Origin of the sequence: Rhizobium sp. 'Codium 1', from assembly GCF_020889605.1 — a bacterium.
GTDB lineage: Bacteria > Pseudomonadota > Alphaproteobacteria > Rhizobiales > Rhizobiaceae > Allorhizobium > Allorhizobium algae.
In genome coordinates, this window is record NZ_JAJGPW010000002.1 from 789,408 (window position 1) to 806,921 (window position 17,514).

Consider the following 17,514-nt stretch of genomic DNA (forward strand, 5'->3'; position numbering starts at 1 on the left):
ATCATATCGATAGCGCCCCTGGTGGCGCGGACCCGGAAAACGATACCCCCATGGGCAATCTGGGCATTGCCGGCAATCTCACACGCGCCTTCATCAAGTCACCGCTCACACCGCTTTTCCTGATCGCCGCCTTCGCCTTTGGCCTGATCGCGCTGCTGACCCTGCCGCGCGAAGAGGAACCGCAGATCTCCGTGCCCATGGTCGACATCATCGTCGAGGCTCCGGGATTGCGCGCCGACAACGCCCAGAAGCTGATCTCAGAACCACTGGAAACGATCGTCAAGAGCATCAACGGCGTCGAGCACATCTACTCCCAGTCCATGGACAACATGGTCATGGTGACCGCCCGTTTCCTTGTCGGCACCTCGTCCGACACGGCGGTGCTGCGTGTCCACGACAAGGTCCGTGCCAATATCGACCGTATTCCCGTCGGCATTGCTGAACCAAGGGTTGTCGGGCGCGGCATCGATGACGTCGCGATCGTCACGCTCACCTTCTCCCCGACCAAGGTCGCCAGTGACCATATCGGCGCCAACGACCTGACCCGCATCGTGCGCGAAGTCCGCAACGAGATCGCCAAGGTCCCGGACGTCGGCCTGACCTATGTGGTGGGCGAGACCAACGAGATCATCCGCATTTCTCCCCAGCCGGAAAAGCTCGCCCTCTATGGGATCACCCTGCAGCAGCTGGCCGGCAAGGTTGGCGGCGCAAACACGGCCATGCCGGCCTCGCAGGTGCGGGAACAGGGCCGCCAGATCGACGTCATCGCCGGTGAGACCCTGTCCACCCCGGCCGAGATCGGCAATCTGCTGCTGACGTCCCGCGATGGTCGCCCGGTTTATGTCCGCGACGTGGCCATGATCGACTTTGCCACCGACACCAGCGAAGCCCTGGTGTCCACGCTGAGCAAGGATGGCGAGAGCGTCGAGCGCGTGCCCTCGGTCACGCTCGCCATTGCCAAGCGCGCCGGCTCGAATGCCGTGATCGTGGCGGAAACCATCCTCGAGCGGATCGAAGCCCTGGAAGGCAAGCTGATCCCTGAGGACATCCATGTCGAGGTGACCCGCGACTATGGCGAAACCGCCAACGAAAAGGCGAACGAGCTTCTCTACCACCTCGGCCTCGCAACCGTCTCGATCATCGCCCTCGTCTGGCTGGCGATCGGCCGTCGCGAAGCTCTGGTCGTTGCCATTGTCATTCCCGTGACGATCCTGCTCACCCTTTTCGCCTCACGCCTGATGGGCTACACGCTGAACCGCGTCTCGCTCTTTGCCCTCATCTTCTCGATCGGCATTCTCGTCGATGACGCGATCGTCGTCATCGAGAACATCGCCCGTCACTGGGGCATGGGTGACAAGCGCTCGCGCCGCCGCAGCGCCATTGAGGCCGTCGCCGAGGTCGGCAATCCGACGATCGTTGCAACCCTCACAGTCGTCGCCGCCCTCCTGCCGATGCTCTTCGTCTCCGGCATGATGGGTCCCTATATGAGCCCGATCCCGGCCAATGCCTCGGCGGCGATGATCTTCTCCTTCTTCGTTGCGGTCATGGTGACGCCCTGGCTGATGCTGAAGGTCGCAGGCAACGCGCCCGTCCACGCCCATGAGGCCCACGAGACGGGCGGGAAACTCGGACGGCTCTATGCGGCGACCGCCCGCCCCATCCTCGCCACCAAGACCCGAAGCTGGATCTTCCTGGTACTGGTCGGGCTGCTCACGCTCGGTTCGCTGAGCCTGTTTTACACCAAGCATGTCACGGTGAAACTCCTGCCCTTCGACAACAAGTCGGAACTGCAGGTGACGATCGACCTGCCGGAGGGCTCGTCCGTCGAGGCGACCGATGCCATTGCACAGGCCGTCGGCCGCACCGTCCTCGACATGCCGGAAGTGGTGTCCGTGCAGACCCATGCCGGCACTGCCGCACCCTTCAACTTCAACGGCCTCGTGCGCCACGCCTATATGCGTGCGGCCTCCTATCAGGGTGACGTCGCGATCAATCTGACGCCGAAATCGGACCGTGATCGTTCGAGCCACGATATTGCCCTCGACATCCGTCAGAAGATTGCATCGATCCCGACACCCGAAGGCACAAGCCTCAAGGTCGTCGAGCCCCCACCGGGTCCGCCGGTCATGGCCACCCTTCTTGCGGAGATCTACGGCCCCACGGCGGAGATCCGCCGCCGTGTCGCGGCCAAAGTCGAGGCGGCCTTCCGCTCGGTCCCCTTTATCGTCGACGTCGACAATTCCTACGGTGTCGAGGCCCCGCGCAAGCGTCTGGTCATCTCGACCGACGACGCAGAATTCTACCGCGTCGAAGAGGGCGACGTCTTCGATACGATCTCGATCCTGTCGAACGGCAAGACCATTGGTTATTCCCATCGCGGCGAAGGCCGCCCGCCGATCCCGATCCGGCTTGAGCGGGCGAAAGGCGAAAAGGTCATCGACGAGCGTTTCCTCTCGACCCCGATGCCGGCCAATGTCTTGCCGGGCGACAAGGGCGTGGTCGAGCTCGGCGACGTCGTGCGTGTCCTCGATGAGAAGACCTCACTGCCGATCTTCCGTCACAATGGCATCAGCGCCGAGATGGTGACGGCCGAGCTGGCCGGGGACTTCGAAGCGCCCCTTTACGGCATGCTCGCCGTTCAGGACGCGATCGACGCGCAGGATTGGACGGGCCTCCCCAAGCCGGTCATCTCCCTGAACGGTCAACCGACCAACGAGGAGGAGGCAACCCTGCTTTGGGATGGCGAATGGGAAGTCACCTGGGTGACCTTCCGCGACATGGGCGCTGCCTTCATGATCGCGCTGCTCGGCATCTACATTCTCGTGGTCGCCCAGTTCGGCTCCTTCAAGGTGCCGCTGGTCATCCTGACGCCCGTGCCGCTGACCTTCATCGGCATCCTCGGCGGCCACTGGCTCTTCGGCGCGCCGTTTTCGGCGACATCGATGATCGGCTTTATCGCGCTCGCCGGCATCATTGTCCGCAATTCGATCCTGCTTGTCGATTTCATCCGCCATGCCGACCACACGGGAAGGAGCCTGACAGACGTTCTGGTCGAGGCGGGTTCGATCCGCTTCAAGCCGATCCTCCTGACAGCACTTGCCGCCATTATCGGTGCCGCCGTGATCCTCACCGACCCGATCTTCCAGGGGCTTGCGATCTCCCTGCTCTTCGGCCTGATCTCCTCCACACTGCTGACGGTGCTGGTCATCCCCGCGATCTACCGGGTGCTGCGAACCTGAAGCAGGAATGGGTCCTGATGCCAACGGCCGCGCCTCGAGCGCGGCCGTCTTCGTTCAGGTCCGGGGCTCCCCATCGCCACCATGAAAGGAAGGTGGGGGCGAAAATTCATACTAGGGCCGAGGCAGGACCCATGGCCGACCGCGACTGAAACCTGGTCGCAATACGGCTCCCGAAAGCAAGACAGGACGTGAGATGTCGTTGTCGGCGGATGGCGCGTCCCCGGAGATCGCGCCATCGCCGATGCCCATTCAGCGTGGCGCGAACGAAAGCGGGAAGGTCACAGCCTGGCCGGTCTGCGCCGATTGTTGGGCCGCGAGGCCCATGGCCACCGCCCACCAGCCATCGTCGAGAGCAACGTCCACCACCCCTTCACCCCGCACGGCCTTCTGGAAACGCTGGTGCTGATAGAAGGTGGAGCCGTTGTGATCACCGGCTTCCAGCAGTTCCGGATCGACCGGAATTTCCACCACATGGGGTCCCTTGGGATCGCGTGGCGACACGATGACCTGGGCGATCGGCGGCTCGCCGAGATGTTCCGGCCAGAAGCGACCGGGACCGGGAACCAGGCATTCGATCTTCCCTTCCGGTCCCACGGCCGAGATTTCCTCCTGATAACGAGCGCCTTCCGCGAACATGCAGAGCTCGAGCATGGCCCGGGCCCCCGACGCAAAATCGACGATGACATAGGCATTGTCCCAGATGTCAGAGGACTTGCCCTCGTAGACTTCGTCGAGATGGTTCACCGCCTGACCGCCGGACGCCATGACACGCACCGGATCCGATTTCAGGATGTGCCGCATGAGGTCGAAGAAATGGCAGCATTTCTCCACAAGCGTCCCGCCGGTGTTGCGGTTGAACCGGTTCCAGTCACCGACCTTTTCGAGAAAGGGAAAACGATGCTCGCGAATGGTCAGCATCCGGATGCCGCCAGTCGCCTCTTCCGCCTGCGCGATCATTCGCGCGACGGGTGGCATGTAGCGATATTCCATGGCGACCCAGATGGGAGCCGGATAGGCGGCACGCAAGGCGGCGAGACGCGGCGCATCGGCCGGATCGGTGAAAAGCGGCTTTTCGACCAGCACCGGCAGCGGGCGGATCGCGGCAATCTTTTCCAGCTGGTCGAGATGGAGGAAGTTGGGGCTCGCGATCAACAGGCAGTTCACCGCCTCGACGGCGAGCAGTTCCTCGATCGATTCGACCATTTTGGCCATAGGAACCGCCTCTGCCGACAGTGCACGCATGCCGGCATCCGGCTCAAAGATCGCCACCACCGTTGCATCCTGCAAAAGGGCGATGTTGCGCAAATGCTCCTGCCCCATCATGCCGCAACCGATGATTCCGTAATTCAGTCCTGCCACTCTTTCCTCCTGGGTTGGTCTGCCTTGTGCCGTGCCGTCATTTCAGCCGCGACACGTAGCGGGCAATGTTGTGGTCGAGCCAGGTCCGCGAAACTTCGGCGCGAAACCCTTCCTGATCCTGGCTGATACGTTGAATGTGGGTGACCGCTGCTCCGGGCGCCTGGCCGAAGATCGACGGCGCCCAGTCGGGCACGAGATCGAGGCCGATCTGGTCCTCTGCCCGCGCGATCCACAGCGACAGTTTGGTCCTGTAGAAGAGATAGAGCGATTCCGACACCGCCTCGCGCTCGATCGCCTCGATATAAGATCCGTCCAGCCAGATCTCCTCGAGCGCAGCGGGCTTGCCTGAAAGGCGGCGCAGACGGCGGATGCGATGCGCCTGGCCGGAACGCCCAAAGGCAGGCAAATCAGCCGGTTTTTCAAGGCGATCAATGGTCAGGATCTCTGCCGTCGGCAATCCACCTCCGCCCAGCAGTTCAAGCCGGAACAGCGCATAGACCGACTGCGGATCCGAGATCGCACGGACATAATTGCCGGACCCCTGGACTCGCTCGAGAAGCCCCCGATTTTGCAGCTCAGCCAGAGCCTTGCGCAACGTTCCCACGGCGATGCCGAGTTCCTCGGCCATGTCCCGTTCCGGCGGCAGCTTCTCCCCGTCGATCAACCGCCCCGCCGCGATATCGCGAACGAGAAGTTCGGTGATCTGCACATAGATCGGAAGGCTGCCGGGCGGCTGGGTCGCGTGGTTCTGTGGCATTTCTGTATCGCCGAGAAAAAATTGATACACTATTGATCTACATCAAATCCGGTGTTAGGCAAGAGGAAAGTTGGAGCCTTGGAGGAGACCTCAATGACCATCGTACCCGTTACATCGGCAGACCTGGATGGCGCGGAAGTGTCGTGGTTCGCCGCGCTCTGCTCTGACGATTATCAATTTCTCGGCGTGCCGGACGGAGGCCTGCGCTCGAGCTTCGAACACTGCTCGGACATTGTGCAGAAGGCCGAACAGCTCGGCTTCCGCAACATCCTTTGTCCTTCCTCCTATCAGGTGGGTCAGGACACGCTCAGCTTCGTTGCCGGTTGCGCGCCGATCACCTCCAGTATCAACATGCTGGCCGCCATCCGCTGCGGCGAGATGCAGCCGATCATGCTGGCGCGTACGGTCGCGACCCTCGACCACATGCTGAAGGGTCGCCTGACCCTCAACGTGATCAGCTCGGATTTTCCGGGCGAAGTGGCAGACAGCGCCTTCCGCTACAAGCGCAGCCATGAGGTCGTGGAAATCCTGCGCCAGGCCTGGACACGCGAGACGATCGACCACGAGGGCGAAGTCTACCAGTTCAAGGGTGTATCGACAGAACCCGCCCGTCCCTATCAGCAGAATGGCGGCCCCCTTCTCTACTTCGGCGGCTACTCGCCCGACGCGCTCGAACTCTGCGGTGCGCAATGCGACGTCTATCTGATGTGGCCCGAGACGAAGGACCAGCTTGCAGAGCGGATGAAGGCCGTCCATGCCAGAGCCGAGGCCCATGGCCGCACACTGGATTATGGGTTGCGAATTCACATGATCGTCCGCGACACCGAAAAGGAAGCGCGGGAATACGCCGAATACATCGTCTCGAAGCTCGATGACGAATACGGCAAGCTGATCCGCGACCGTGCGCATGACTCGATCTCGCTCGGTGTCGCGCATCAGGCCCGCGCTCGCGAACTCGCCGACCAGTTCGGCTATATCGAACCGCACATGTGGACCGGTATCGGCCGTGCCCGTTCCGGCTGTGGTGCAGCCCTTGTCGGCTCCACGGACCAGATCCTGTCCGAACTCGAAGCCTACCGGAAAATGGGCATCCGCGCCTTTATCCTGTCGGGATACCCGCATATCGACGAGGCCGTCCACTTCGGCACCAAGGTGCTGCCGGAACTCAAGACCGTCTCGCTCCCCCATGCTTATGGCCGCGTTCCCTCGGAAACGCCGCCCACACCTCTCGGAAATGGAGTTCGCCGCTAATGCAGCGCGTCAATCTCACCCCAGACCTTACCTTCAGTCGCCTTGTCTACGGCATGTGGCGCATCGGCGACGATGCCGACACGTCGGCGAAACATGTCCAGGCCAAGATCGAGGCCTGCCTCGCCCAGGGCATCACCACGATGGACCAGGCTGACATTTATGGCGGCTATACGGCGGAAGCCGTGCTCGGCAACGCCTTGAAGGCCGCGCCTGGACTGCGCGACAAGCTCGAAATCGTGACCAAATGCGATATCGTGGCACCTGCCGGCCGCCATCAGGCAGCACGCGTTAAGCACTACGACACGTCGGCTGCCCATATCACCGCGTCCGTCGAAGCCTCGCTTTCTGACATGGGCACGGATCACGTCGACCTGCTCCTGATCCATCGTCCCGATCCGCTGATCGATCCCGACGAGACGGGTCCGGCTCTCGATGCGCTGGTCGCCTCCGGCAAGGTGCTCGCGGTCGGCGTTTCCAACTTCCGCCCTTGGGACATCTCGCTCCTGCAGTCTTCGATGGAGAACAATCTCGTCACCAACCAGATCGAGATGAGCCTGCTGGCAACAGACACCTTCGTAAACGGTGATCTCGCCTATCTGCAGGAGCGCATGGTCCCGCCCATGGCCTGGTCTCCGCTCGGCGGCGGGCGCCTCATGGATGGATCAAAGCCGGAGCTGTTGGCCGCCCTCAAGCGGATCGGCGTCGAACACGGCGTCGATGAAACGGCGGTCGCCGTCGCCTGGCTGCTGCGCCATCCGGCGACCATCCTGCCGGTCATGGGCACCAATTCGCTCGATCGCATCGCCAGGATCGCAGACGCGACCAAGGTGGATATGGATCGCCAGACTTGGTTCGAACTTTACACACTCGCGATCGGACGGGAGGTTGCCTGATGATGGCTGCCAATGACATTCATGCACTGGAAGCCGTCTTCGTTCCAGGAGGCGACAATCATCGCGCCTTTCGCAACGCGCTCGGCAGCTTCACCACGGGCGTAACCGTGGTGACCGCCATGACCGACGACGGTCCGATTGGCATGACCGTCAACAGCTTCGCCTCCGTCTCGCTAGATCCACCGCTGGTGCTGTGGTCGCCGGCCAAGAGCTCGTCGAGATATCGCGCCTTCACCGGCGCCGGCCATTTCGCGATCCATGTTCTGGGCGCGGATCAGGATCATCTGAGCGCCGCGTTCACACGCGGGGGCAGCGGTTTCGATGGCATCGAGGTTTGCCTCAACGACGAGGAGGTACCAGTCCTGCCGGGCACGCTCGCGCGTTTCGAATGCATCCAGCAGGCACAGCACGACGCAGGGGATCATACGCTCGTCATAGGCAGGGTGTTGAGAGTTGCGCATCGGCAGGGAGAACCGCTGTGTTTCTCGGGTGGACGGTTCGGACGCTTCGCCGTCTGAGTTAAAATGGGAGGACGTCGTCGGCGCATGCCGTGCATGCTGCGGCGAGACGATCGAGGAACACAGGAACAAGTGAACGCGGGAGATTTTGCTCCCGCGGAATCTGGAACCGGAACGACCGTGCTTGCACGGGCTGGAGTTGTCTTCGATCGTTTTGCCGATTTGACCGATGACAAGAAATGGGTGGAGTCATGACGGCACTTTCGAATCTGACCAATCTGCTCGGACGGCTGAATGCCGCCGTCCTGACCCTTGGTCTCTGGCTGGGAGCCGGAGCTCTCGGCATTATGCTCGTCTTCATATTGGTGCAGGTTTTCTTTCGCTACATTCTCGGCGACGCCCTGGCATGGAGCGAAGAAGCATCACGTTTCCTCATGCTCTGGATGACCGGATTGATGGTCCCGACGGCCTTCCGTCAGGGCGGCTTCGTCGCGATCACGATGATCCTCGACATCTTTCCGCGCGTGATCGGCACCATCATTGCCTTGCTCTTTCTCGGCCTCTCGGCCGTGCTGCTCTTTGTCGGCATGCGTATCGGCTGGGCCGAAGCGACAGGCTTGGGCGGGCGTTTCGCCATGCCCGCGATTGCCGTGCCCACGTCGCTTGATCTGAGCACGTGGATGAAGGTGCCTCGTAGCTGGATGATGGCGTCGCTCGCGGCAGGCGTAACCATGATGTTCGTGGTCAACATCGAACTGATCCTGCGCGGCCTGCTGGAATTGTTTGGACGTGGTGAGAGGCTGCAGCCCATCACCACTTTCGGCGGCCTGGGAGCTGAATGATGCTCAGTCTGTTCCTTCCGCTCTTCATGGTTCTTCTGCTGCTCGGTTTCCCGATCGTCTTCGGCCTGATCGCAGCACCCGCCATCCTGCTCTGGCTGAATGGCCAGGAGCGCGACATCGTGCTGCTTTACCGAAACGTCTATAACGGGATGGATAGCTTCCCGCTGATGGCGATCCCCTTCTTCATGCTGGCCGGAGAGTTGATGAACCGGGCCGGCATTACCATGCGCCTGGTCGAATTCGCCCAGGCCGTCATAGGGCACCTGCGCGGCGGGCTTGCCCACGTCAACATCCTGTCGTCAATGCTGTTCGCCGGTCTCTCCGGCTCGGCCGTTGCGGATGTTTCGGCGCTGGGCTCCATGCTGATCCCCGCCATGGAAAAGCAGGGCTACAGCCGTCGATTTGCAACGGCCGTCACGGCAGCATCGTCCATCATCGGTCCGATCATCCCGCCATCCGGCATCATGATCATCTATGCCTATGTCATGGGTGAGAGCGTCGCGGCCCTGTTTCTCGCCGGCATCGTGCCCGGTGTCCTCATCGGCATCAGCCTGATGGTGATCGTTTATCTTCTGGCGGACCGCGAAAACCTCCCGGCCGCGACGAAGCGTGCCTCCTGGTCGGAGCGCGGGCGCGCAAGCCTCAACGCATTCTGGCCGCTGATGACCCCCGTCATCATCATGGGCGGCATTCTCGGCGGCATCTTCACCCCGACGGAAGCGTCTGCGGTTGCCGTCGGTTATGCCATCTTCATTGGCCTGTTCGTGCTGCGCACCCTCAATGTCGCCGACATGCCGAAAATCCTCATGCGCGCAGCAATGACGTCGGCCGTCGTCCTGTTGCTCGTGGGAGCGGCAATGGCGTTCAAGACTGTCGCCAGCCTGTCGCACACGCCGGAACTGCTCGCTTCGATTATCCTGAGCCTGAGCGACAATCCGCTCGTCCTGCTTCTGCTGATAAACCTGCTGCTGTTTGTCGTCGGCATGTTCCTCGATGCAGGCCCCGCGATCATCATCCTCGGACCGATCCTCGGCCCGATCTTCACCCAAATGGGTGTGGACTCCGTTCACTTCGCCATCATCATGGCGGTGAACCTGACAGTCGGCCTCCTGACCCCACCCATGGGTCTGGTGCTCTTCGTGTCCTCGTCGGTTTCGGGGCTTCGCGTCGAGACGATTGCAAAAGCCACCTTGCCATTCCTGGCGGCGGAAATCGTGGTGATCTTCCTGATCACCTACTTCCCCGCCTTGACCCTGACGGTCCCGCGCCTTGCGGGCTTCGTTGACTAACTTGAGAAAACGGGAGGAACCAGAATGCTCAAGTCCATGTTTAAGACCCTGCTGCTCGCCAGCGCATTGACAATCACGGGAGTGGCGCAGGCAGCAGACATCACGCTGCGCGCCACCGCCAATTCCAACGAGAACGACGAGGACTATGACGGTCTCGTCGTGTTCAAGAACTATATCGAGAACGCCTCGAATGGCACGATGGCCGTCGAGCTCTTCATGGGAACGCAGCTGTGCGCCACCGGCGAGGAATGCCTGCAAGGCGTCGCCGACGGCTCGCTCGACGTCTACATCTCGACCTCGGGCGGGGCTGCCGGCCTCTTCCCCTATATCCAGGTGCTCGACCTGCCCTACCTGATGAGCGATGACCGTATTGCAGAGGAAGTGCTGACCGGTGACTTCACTCGCAAGCTGCGCGAGAAGGCACTGGCCGACAGCGACAACAAGATCCGCCTGATGACGATCGGTAACACCGGCGGCTGGCGCAACTACGCCAACACGAAACAGCCGGTAAAGTCGCCGGAAGACCTCAAGGGTCTGAAGATGCGCACGGTCCCGGCAGACCTGCCGCAGCAGGTTGCGACCGCCGTGGGTGCAGCACCCACCCCGATCCCGTGGCCGGAGCTTTTCACCTCGCTGCAGACGGGTGTAGTTGAAGGAACCGCCAACGGCATCACGGACATCATGTCGATGAAGTTCCCGGATGCGGGCCTGAAATACCTGACGCTCGACGGCCACAGCTACATGGGTGCCTTCTGGTGGATGTCCAACGACCGTTTCCAGGGCCTGACACCCGAGCAGAAGCAGATCGTCGTTGACGGCTTCGCCGCGCTTCAGCAGGCGACCTTTGCGTCACCGAAGCGCAAGGAAATCGCCGCCTATCAGGACTTCCTCAAGGCCGGCGGTGAGATCTACGTGCCGACACCTGCCGAGAAGGAAGCCTTCAAGACCTCCGTCTCGCCTGTCTTCGACTGGTTTAAGACAAACGTCACTGGCGGAGCTGAAGTGTTCGACCAGTTTACGGCAGCGGTCGCCGATGCTCAGGCGAAGGTCGACGCCGACCGCGCGGCTGATCTCAACTGACAACCAGGGATGCGCGGTATACCCGCGCATCCCACCCCCGCCCCCGGCATCTGGTGATGCCGACAACCCCCCGGGCGAAATTCCAGAGGTGATCCATGCCAGAACCGTCAAACGTCTCGCCCGATCCGGAGCGGGAGCGCCAGTCTCCGACCATGAGCGCGCGCTGGCAGATGCTGTTCCCCGGACTTTCGGTGACCGTTCTCATCGCATTGGCATCGGCCTTCCTGTCGGAACACTATGGCGCACCGGCCATGCTGCTTGCGATCCTCATCGGGCTTGCCCTGCATTTCCTGGCCGAAGACCCGAAGACTACAGCCGGTCTCGACTTCGCTTCGCGTACCGTTCTTCGCCTTGGCATCGCCCTGCTCGGCCTGAGGGTGAGCGTTGCAATGTTCGCCGAACTGGGTGCCGCAGTGATCGTGATGATCGTCAGCGCCGTCCTTCTCACCATCGCATTCGGCATCCTCGCCTCACGCCTCTCTGGACAAGGCACGCCCTTCGGCGTCCTGACCGGTGGCGCGGTCGCCATTTGTGGCGCTTCTGCCGCCCTCGCGATTTCGGCGGCCCTCGGCAACCGCAGCAAGGAAGCCGACCAGCAGATGGTCTTCACGGTCATCGGCGTCACGATGCTGTCGACGCTCGCGATGATCTTCTACCCGATCCTCGCAAGTCTGGCGGGACTGGATGATCACCAGACCGGCATATTCCTCGGTGCGACAATCCATGATGTCGCGCAGGTTGCCGGCGCCGGCTTCTCCGTATCCGTGCCAGCAGGTGAGACTGCCGTATTCGTCAAGCTCATCCGCGTCACCATGCTTGCACCTGTGGTTCTGGTGGCAGCACTCGCCTTCCGAAGCACTGTCTCCGGCGATCTCAAGCGCCCGCCGCTGTTGCCGGGCTTCGTGGTGGCCTTTCTGCTGCTTGCCGCTGTGAACTCGATGATCGCCATTCCGCCAATCGTCGCGGATTGGGCAGGCACACTTTCCCGTTGGGCCCTTCTCGTCGCCATTGCTGCCGTTGGCGTGAAAACCTCCCTGCCCGAAGTCTTCAAGATCGGTGGTCGAGCCATTGGCCTTCTCGTCGCAGATACCGTGTTCCTGGCCGCACTCGTGCTCGCAGTTCTGCTTTTCGTCGGGGTTTGATCGGGCACGTTGCCCATTGGGTACAGGGTCAAAATCCGCTAGAGCATGAGCTGAAGCCGGCATTACTGGCGAAGCATGTGGAGGACCGATGGCCAAGACCCCGAAGGCAGCGCCGAAAGAACGTAAGCCTGCGCTGACGCAGGATCCCCATGCCGTGCGCGAGCCCCGCGCCAACAATCTGGAAATGGCAATCGGCCACGAGGTCCGCACATATCGCAAGAAACTCGGGATCACGGTCGCCGATCTCGCCGCATCCACCGGCATGTCGGTCGGCATGCTCTCGAAGATCGAGAACGGCAACATATCGCCTTCGCTGACAACGCTTCAGGCGCTGTCGAAGGCGCTGGGCATGCCGATCACGGCCTTCTTCAAGGGATTTGAGGAGCCGAAGTCGGCAAGTTTCGTCAAGGCGGGCGAAGGTGTGAATCTTGAGCGCCGGGGAACCCGTGCCGGTCACCACTACAGCCTGCTCGGGCATATCGAGAACAATAGCTCAGGCGTGGTCGTCGAGCCGTATCTCATCAGCCTGAATGCTGAATCCGACGTCTTCCCGACCTTCCAGCACGAAGGCATGGAGTTCCTCTACATGCTGGAAGGCGAAGTCGTCTATCGTCACGGGGACAGCCTCTACCGCATGCGGATGGGCGATAGCCTCTTCTTCGACGCCGATGCACCGCACGGCCCGGAAGAACTCGTCACCCTGCCTGCACGCTACCTTTCGATCATTTCCTATCCCCAACGGCGCTAGTTGCCCACGAAGAAAACTTTATTCCTTACGATTGATTTTCACCTGTGTGACTGCTAGCCCTACCTCATCAAGTACGGAGGTCGCAGCATGTGCGGAATCGTGGGTCTGTTTTTGAAAGACAAGTCGCTGGAGCCTCGGCTGGGCGAATTGCTCTCTGACATGCTGATCACCATGACCGACCGTGGGCCGGACTCGGCCGGCATCGCCATTTACGGCGGCGTGGATGGAAAGACCGCCAAGATCACCATCCAGTCGGCAACTCCCGAAGGCGATTTCGCCGGGCTGGTCGATGATCTCGCCCAGGCCGGCATCGACGCCGAAGTCTGCCTCAAGAGCACCCATGCGGTCATCGCGATCGACATGGGACAACTGGCGGCAATTCGTCCGGTCCTTGCCGAAATCCGGCCGAACGTCCGCATCATGGGCTCCGGCGAGAGCGTCGAAATCTTCAAGGAAGTCGGTCTGCCGAAGGATGTCGTTCAGCGCTTCGGCGTCCGGTCCATGGGCGGCACGCACGGCATCGGCCATACCCGCATGGCAACGGAGAGCGCCGTAACCACCCTTGGCGCACACCCCTTTTCAACGGGGGCAGACCAATGCCTGGTGCACAACGGCTCTCTGTCGAACCACAACAACCTGCGCCGCGAGCTGATCCGTGAAGGCATGCGTTTCGAGACGCAGAACGACTCTGAAGTGGCCGCCGCCTATCTCACGGCACAAATGGCAAAGGGCAAGGACCTCGGCCAGGCCCTGACCGGCGCGTTGGACGATCTCGACGGCTTCTTCACCTTTGTCGTCGGGACCAAGACAGGTTTCGGTGTCGTGCGCGACCCTATCGCCTGCAAGCCCGCCGTCATGGCCGAGACCGACCAGTATGTCGCCTTCGGTTCCGAGTATCGCGCCCTCGTCAACCTGCCGGGCATCGAGACCGCCCGAGTCTGGGAGCCGGAACCGGCTACCGTCTATTTCTGGGACCACGACAAGGCCGCCTGATCCGCTCCCCTTCGAGAAAGCTTGCCGAATGCCAGTCTTCGACCTCTCCCAAACCCCGCTTCGAGAATTGAACAGCGCGCTCCACAATCTCGGCGCAGGCTCGAACGACACCCTGTTCGAAGTGGTAAACCCGCGCGGTCACCATGCGGTTGCCGTCGGCATCGATGGTCCTGTGACGGTCGAGGTCAAGGGTTCCGTGGGCTACTACTGCGCCGGCATGAATGATGGCGGGACGGTCACCGTTGATGGCTCCGCCGGTCCGGGCGTGGCCGAAAACATGATGTCCGGCACTGTCGTGATCGAGGGCGACGCCAGCCAGTATGCCGGTGCCACAGGTCGCGGCGGCCTGCTCGTCATCAAGGGCAATGCAGCCTCCCGATGCGGCATCTCCATGAAGGGCATCGACATCGTCGTGCACGGCTCGATCGGCCATATGTCCGCTTTCATGGGTCAATCGGGTCACCTCATTGTCTGCGGCGACGCAGGCGAAGCGCTGGGCGACAGCATCTACGAAGCAAAGCTCTTCGTTCGAGGCTCGGTGAAGAGCCTCGGCGCCGATTGCATCGAGAAAGAGATGCGCCCGGAACATCTTGAAAAGCTCGCCGAACTCTTGGGCAAAGCCGGTGTGACGCAGGCCAAGCCCGATGAGTTCAAGCGCTACGGATCGGCCCGCAAGCTCTACAATTTCAACATTGACAATGCCGACGCGTATTGAGGCGAGGAAAAGCTCATGAGCTACCACAACCCCTTCACCCCGCCGCGCAAGTCCGCCACCTTCGATGACCATACGCTCGCCGAGATCCGCCGTGCGGCCGCAACCGGCATCTACGACATCCGCGGCGGCGGCACGAAGCGGAAGGTGCCACACTTCGACGACCTGCTCTTCCTCGGCGCCTCGATCTCCCGCTATCCGCTCGAGGGTTATCGCGAGAAGTGCGACACCTCGGTTGTCCTCGGCACCCGCTTTGCGAAAAAGCCGATCGAGCTGAAGATCCCGATCACCATCGCTGGCATGAGCTTCGGCGCGCTCTCGGGCAATGCCAAGGAAGCGCTCGGGCGCGGCGCGACGCTCGGAGGCACATCGACGACGACGGGCGACGGCGGCATGACCGACGAGGAGCGCGGCCATTCCGAAAAGCTGGTCTATCAGTATCTTCCGTCCCGCTACGGCATGAACCCGAAAGACCTGCGTCGCGCCGATGCGATCGAGATCGTGGTCGGCCAGGGTGCCAAGCCCGGCGGCGGCGGCATGTTGCTCGGCCAGAAGATTTCCGATCGCGTCGCGCAGATGCGCAACCTTCCGATGGGCATCGACCAGCGCTCCGCCTGCCGCCACCCGGACTGGACCGGCCCCGATGATCTGGAGATCAAGATCCTCGAACTGCGCGAGATCACAGACTGGGAAAAGCCGATCTATGTGAAAGTCGGCGGCGCCCGCCCCTATTATGACACAGCCCTTGCCGTGAAGGCCGGCGCGGATGTCGTGGTGCTGGATGGCATGCAGGGCGGAACGGCTGCAACGCAGGACGTCTTCATCGAGAATGTCGGCATGCCGACGCTTGCCTGTATCCGCCCCGCCGTTCAAGCGCTGCAGGATCTCGGCATGCATCGCAAGGTCCAGCTGGTGATTTCGGGAGGCATCCGCTCTGGCGCAGATGTCGCCAAGGCTCTGGCCCTCGGCGCAGACGCCGTGGCAATCGGCACGGCAGCACTCGTTGCGATCGGGGACAACGATCCGCAATGGGAAGAGGAATACAGACAACTTGGCACCACCGCTGGCGCCTATGACGACTGGCACGAGGGCAAGGACCCGGCCGGCATCACCACCCAGGATCCCGAGCTTGCCGCCCGCCTCGATCCGGTCGCTGCCGGACGCAGGCTCGCCAACTATCTGAAGGTGATGACGCTGGAGGCGCAGACCATCGCCCGCGCCTGCGGCAAGAACAAGCTGCACAATCTGGAGCCGGAGGACCTCTGCGCGCTCACGATGGAGGCCGCCGCCATGGCCCAGGTGCCACTCGCCGGCACCAGCTGGTTTCCCGGCAAGGGAGCTTTCTAGAAATCCTGATGGCCGCATCCGACTCCCACGGATGCGGCCATTCTTCTTATCTGAACATGTGTCTCAATCCATAAAAACAGGGGAACGACGTGACACAGGATCTGGCAGGCTTCGCTGCGGAGCGGGGCATCAAATATTTCATGATCAGCTATACGGACCTCTTCGGCGCCCAGCGCGCCAAGCTGGTCCCCTCACAGGCAATCGCCGAGATGCAGAGGGACGGCGCTGGCTTTGCGGGCTTTGCCACCTGGCTCGATCTGACACCGGCCCATCCCGACCTCTTTGCCATTCCCGATGCATCATCGGTCATCCAGCTGCCGTGGAAGCAGGATGTCGCCTGGGTCGCCGCCGATTGCATGATGGACGATCAGCCGGTGGCCCAGGCGCCACGCGTGATGCTGAAGAAGCTGGTCGCCGAGGCAGCGGAGCTCGGGCTTCGCGTCAAGACCGGCGTGGAACCGGAATTCTTCCTGATTTCGCCCGATGGCGAGGCGATTTCGGACCCGTACGACACCGCCGAGAAGCCCTGCTATGACCAGCAGGCGCTCATGCGTCGCTACGATGTGATCGCCGAAATCTGCGACCACATGCTGTCACTCGGCTGGAAGCCCTATCAGAACGACCACGAGGACGCGAACGGCCAGTTCGAGATGAATTGGGAATATGACGACGCGCTGAAGACCGCCGACAAGCATTCCTTCTTCAAGTTCATGGTCAAGTCCGTGGCGGAAAAACATGGGCTGCGCGCCACGTTCATGCCCAAACCCTTCAAGGGCCTGACGGGTAACGGCTGCCATGCCCATATCTCGGTCTGGGACCGCGATGGGAAGGTCAATGCCTTCGCCGACAAGGACATGCCCTTCGGCCTCTCCGCCAAGGGCAAGACCTTCCTTGGCGGCATCATGAAACATGCTTCCGCCCTGGCCGCGATTACCAATCCGACGGTCAACTCCTACAAGCGCATCAATGCGCCACGGACGGTTTCCGGTGCCACATGGGCACCGAACACGGTGACATGGACCGGAAACAACCGCACCCACATGGTCCGCGTGCCCGGTCCTGGCCGCTTTGAACTGCGACTGCCTGACGGCGCCGTGAACCCCTATCTTTTGCAGTCGATCATCATTGCGGCGGGCTTGAGCGGGCTGAAGAGCAATGCCGATCCCGGACCGCATTATGACATCGACATGTACCGCGAAGGACACATGGTGAAGGATGCGCCCCGGCTGCCGCTGAACCTCCTCGACGCGCTCCGCGCCTTCGAAAAGGACGACGAGTTGAAAGCTGCGCTCGGCACGGAGTTTTCAGAGGCCTATCTCAAGCTCAAGCATGACGAGTGGAACGGCTACTGCACGCATTTCACCGTCTGGGAGCGCCAGACGACGCTGGACATCTGACGGTCTG

The 17,514-nt window shown here is 61.9% G+C and carries 15 protein-coding genes; 13 read left to right on the forward strand and 2 right to left on the reverse strand.

Features of this window, described 5'->3' with window-relative positions; genetic code table 11:
• The first annotated feature begins 50 nt into the window (after nt 1-50).
• A complete protein-coding gene (locus LJE98_RS08905) occupies nt 51-3,239 on the forward strand; it encodes an efflux RND transporter permease subunit (RefSeq protein ID WP_229574962.1) in 3,189 nt (1,062 codons plus the stop codon).
• Nucleotides 3,240-3,488: 249 nt separating this feature from the next.
• Here the strand turns inward: LJE98_RS08905 and LJE98_RS08910 are convergent, their stop codons facing one another.
• Entirely contained in the window at nt 3,489-4,562 is a 1,074-nt protein-coding gene (locus LJE98_RS08910; RefSeq protein ID WP_229574963.1) for a Gfo/Idh/MocA family protein, read from the reverse strand.
• A 73-nt stretch (nt 4,563-4,635) separates the two neighbouring features.
• Nucleotides 4,636-5,355, reverse strand: a complete 720-nt coding sequence (locus tag LJE98_RS08915) for a GntR family transcriptional regulator (protein ID WP_229574797.1) — start codon at nt 5,353-5,355, stop codon at nt 4,636-4,638.
• Nucleotides 5,356-5,448: 93 nt separating this feature from the next.
• Here LJE98_RS08915 and LJE98_RS08920 point away from each other — a divergent pair, with 93 nt between their 5' ends.
• From LJE98_RS08920 to glnT, 12 genes are all read left to right on the forward strand, one after another.
• A complete protein-coding gene (locus LJE98_RS08920) occupies nt 5,449-6,606 on the forward strand; it encodes an LLM class flavin-dependent oxidoreductase (RefSeq protein ID WP_229574798.1) in 1,158 nt (385 codons plus the stop codon).
• Nucleotides 6,606-7,499 carry an aldo/keto reductase gene (locus tag LJE98_RS08925; RefSeq protein ID WP_229574799.1) on the forward strand — a complete coding sequence of 298 codons (894 nt, stop codon included), beginning with the start codon at nt 6,606-6,608 and terminating at the stop codon, nt 7,497-7,499. The genes LJE98_RS08920 and LJE98_RS08925 overlap by 1 nt, the downstream gene beginning before the upstream one ends.
• The gene (locus tag LJE98_RS08930; protein ID WP_229574800.1) at nt 7,499-8,017 is read left to right on the forward strand and encodes a flavin reductase family protein; all 519 of its coding nucleotides are present in this window, start codon (nt 7,499-7,501) and stop codon (nt 8,015-8,017) included. The genes LJE98_RS08925 and LJE98_RS08930 overlap by 1 nt, the downstream gene beginning before the upstream one ends.
• 191 nt (nt 8,018-8,208) lie before the next feature.
• A complete protein-coding gene (locus tag LJE98_RS08935) occupies nt 8,209-8,799 on the forward strand; it encodes a TRAP transporter small permease (RefSeq protein ID WP_229574801.1) in 591 nt (196 codons plus the stop codon).
• The gene (locus tag LJE98_RS08940; protein ID WP_229574964.1) at nt 8,799-10,088 is read left to right on the forward strand and encodes a TRAP transporter large permease; all 1,290 of its coding nucleotides are present in this window, start codon (nt 8,799-8,801) and stop codon (nt 10,086-10,088) included. The genes LJE98_RS08935 and LJE98_RS08940 overlap by 1 nt, the downstream gene beginning before the upstream one ends.
• Before the next feature lie 24 nt (nt 10,089-10,112).
• Nucleotides 10,113-11,168: a TRAP transporter substrate-binding protein DctP gene (dctP, locus tag LJE98_RS08945; protein ID WP_229574802.1), complete on the forward strand. Its 1,056-nt coding sequence runs from the start codon at nt 10,113-10,115 to the stop codon at nt 11,166-11,168.
• Between the two features lie 95 nt (nt 11,169-11,263).
• Nucleotides 11,264-12,310, forward strand: a complete 1,047-nt coding sequence (locus LJE98_RS08950) for a YeiH family protein (protein ID WP_229574803.1) — start codon at nt 11,264-11,266, stop codon at nt 12,308-12,310.
• Nucleotides 12,311-12,398: 88 nt separating this feature from the next.
• Nucleotides 12,399-13,058 carry a helix-turn-helix domain-containing protein gene (locus tag LJE98_RS08955; protein ID WP_229574804.1) on the forward strand — a complete coding sequence of 220 codons (660 nt, stop codon included), beginning with the start codon at nt 12,399-12,401 and terminating at the stop codon, nt 13,056-13,058.
• An 87-nt stretch (nt 13,059-13,145) separates the two neighbouring features.
• The gene (locus tag LJE98_RS08960) at nt 13,146-14,051 is read left to right on the forward strand and encodes a class II glutamine amidotransferase (RefSeq protein WP_229574805.1); all 906 of its coding nucleotides are present in this window, start codon (nt 13,146-13,148) and stop codon (nt 14,049-14,051) included.
• Nucleotides 14,052-14,079: 28 nt separating this feature from the next.
• Nucleotides 14,080-14,766 (forward strand): GXGXG domain-containing protein, encoded by a 687-nt coding sequence (locus LJE98_RS08965; RefSeq protein WP_229574806.1) that lies wholly within the window; start codon nt 14,080-14,082, stop codon nt 14,764-14,766.
• Between the two features lie 15 nt (nt 14,767-14,781).
• Nucleotides 14,782-16,110: an FMN-binding glutamate synthase family protein gene (locus LJE98_RS08970; RefSeq protein WP_229574807.1), complete on the forward strand. Its 1,329-nt coding sequence runs from the start codon at nt 14,782-14,784 to the stop codon at nt 16,108-16,110.
• Between the two features lie 89 nt (nt 16,111-16,199).
• Entirely contained in the window at nt 16,200-17,507 is a 1,308-nt protein-coding gene (glnT, locus tag LJE98_RS08975) for a type III glutamate--ammonia ligase (protein WP_229574808.1), read from the forward strand.
• The last annotated feature ends 7 nt before the right edge of the window (nt 17,508-17,514 follow it).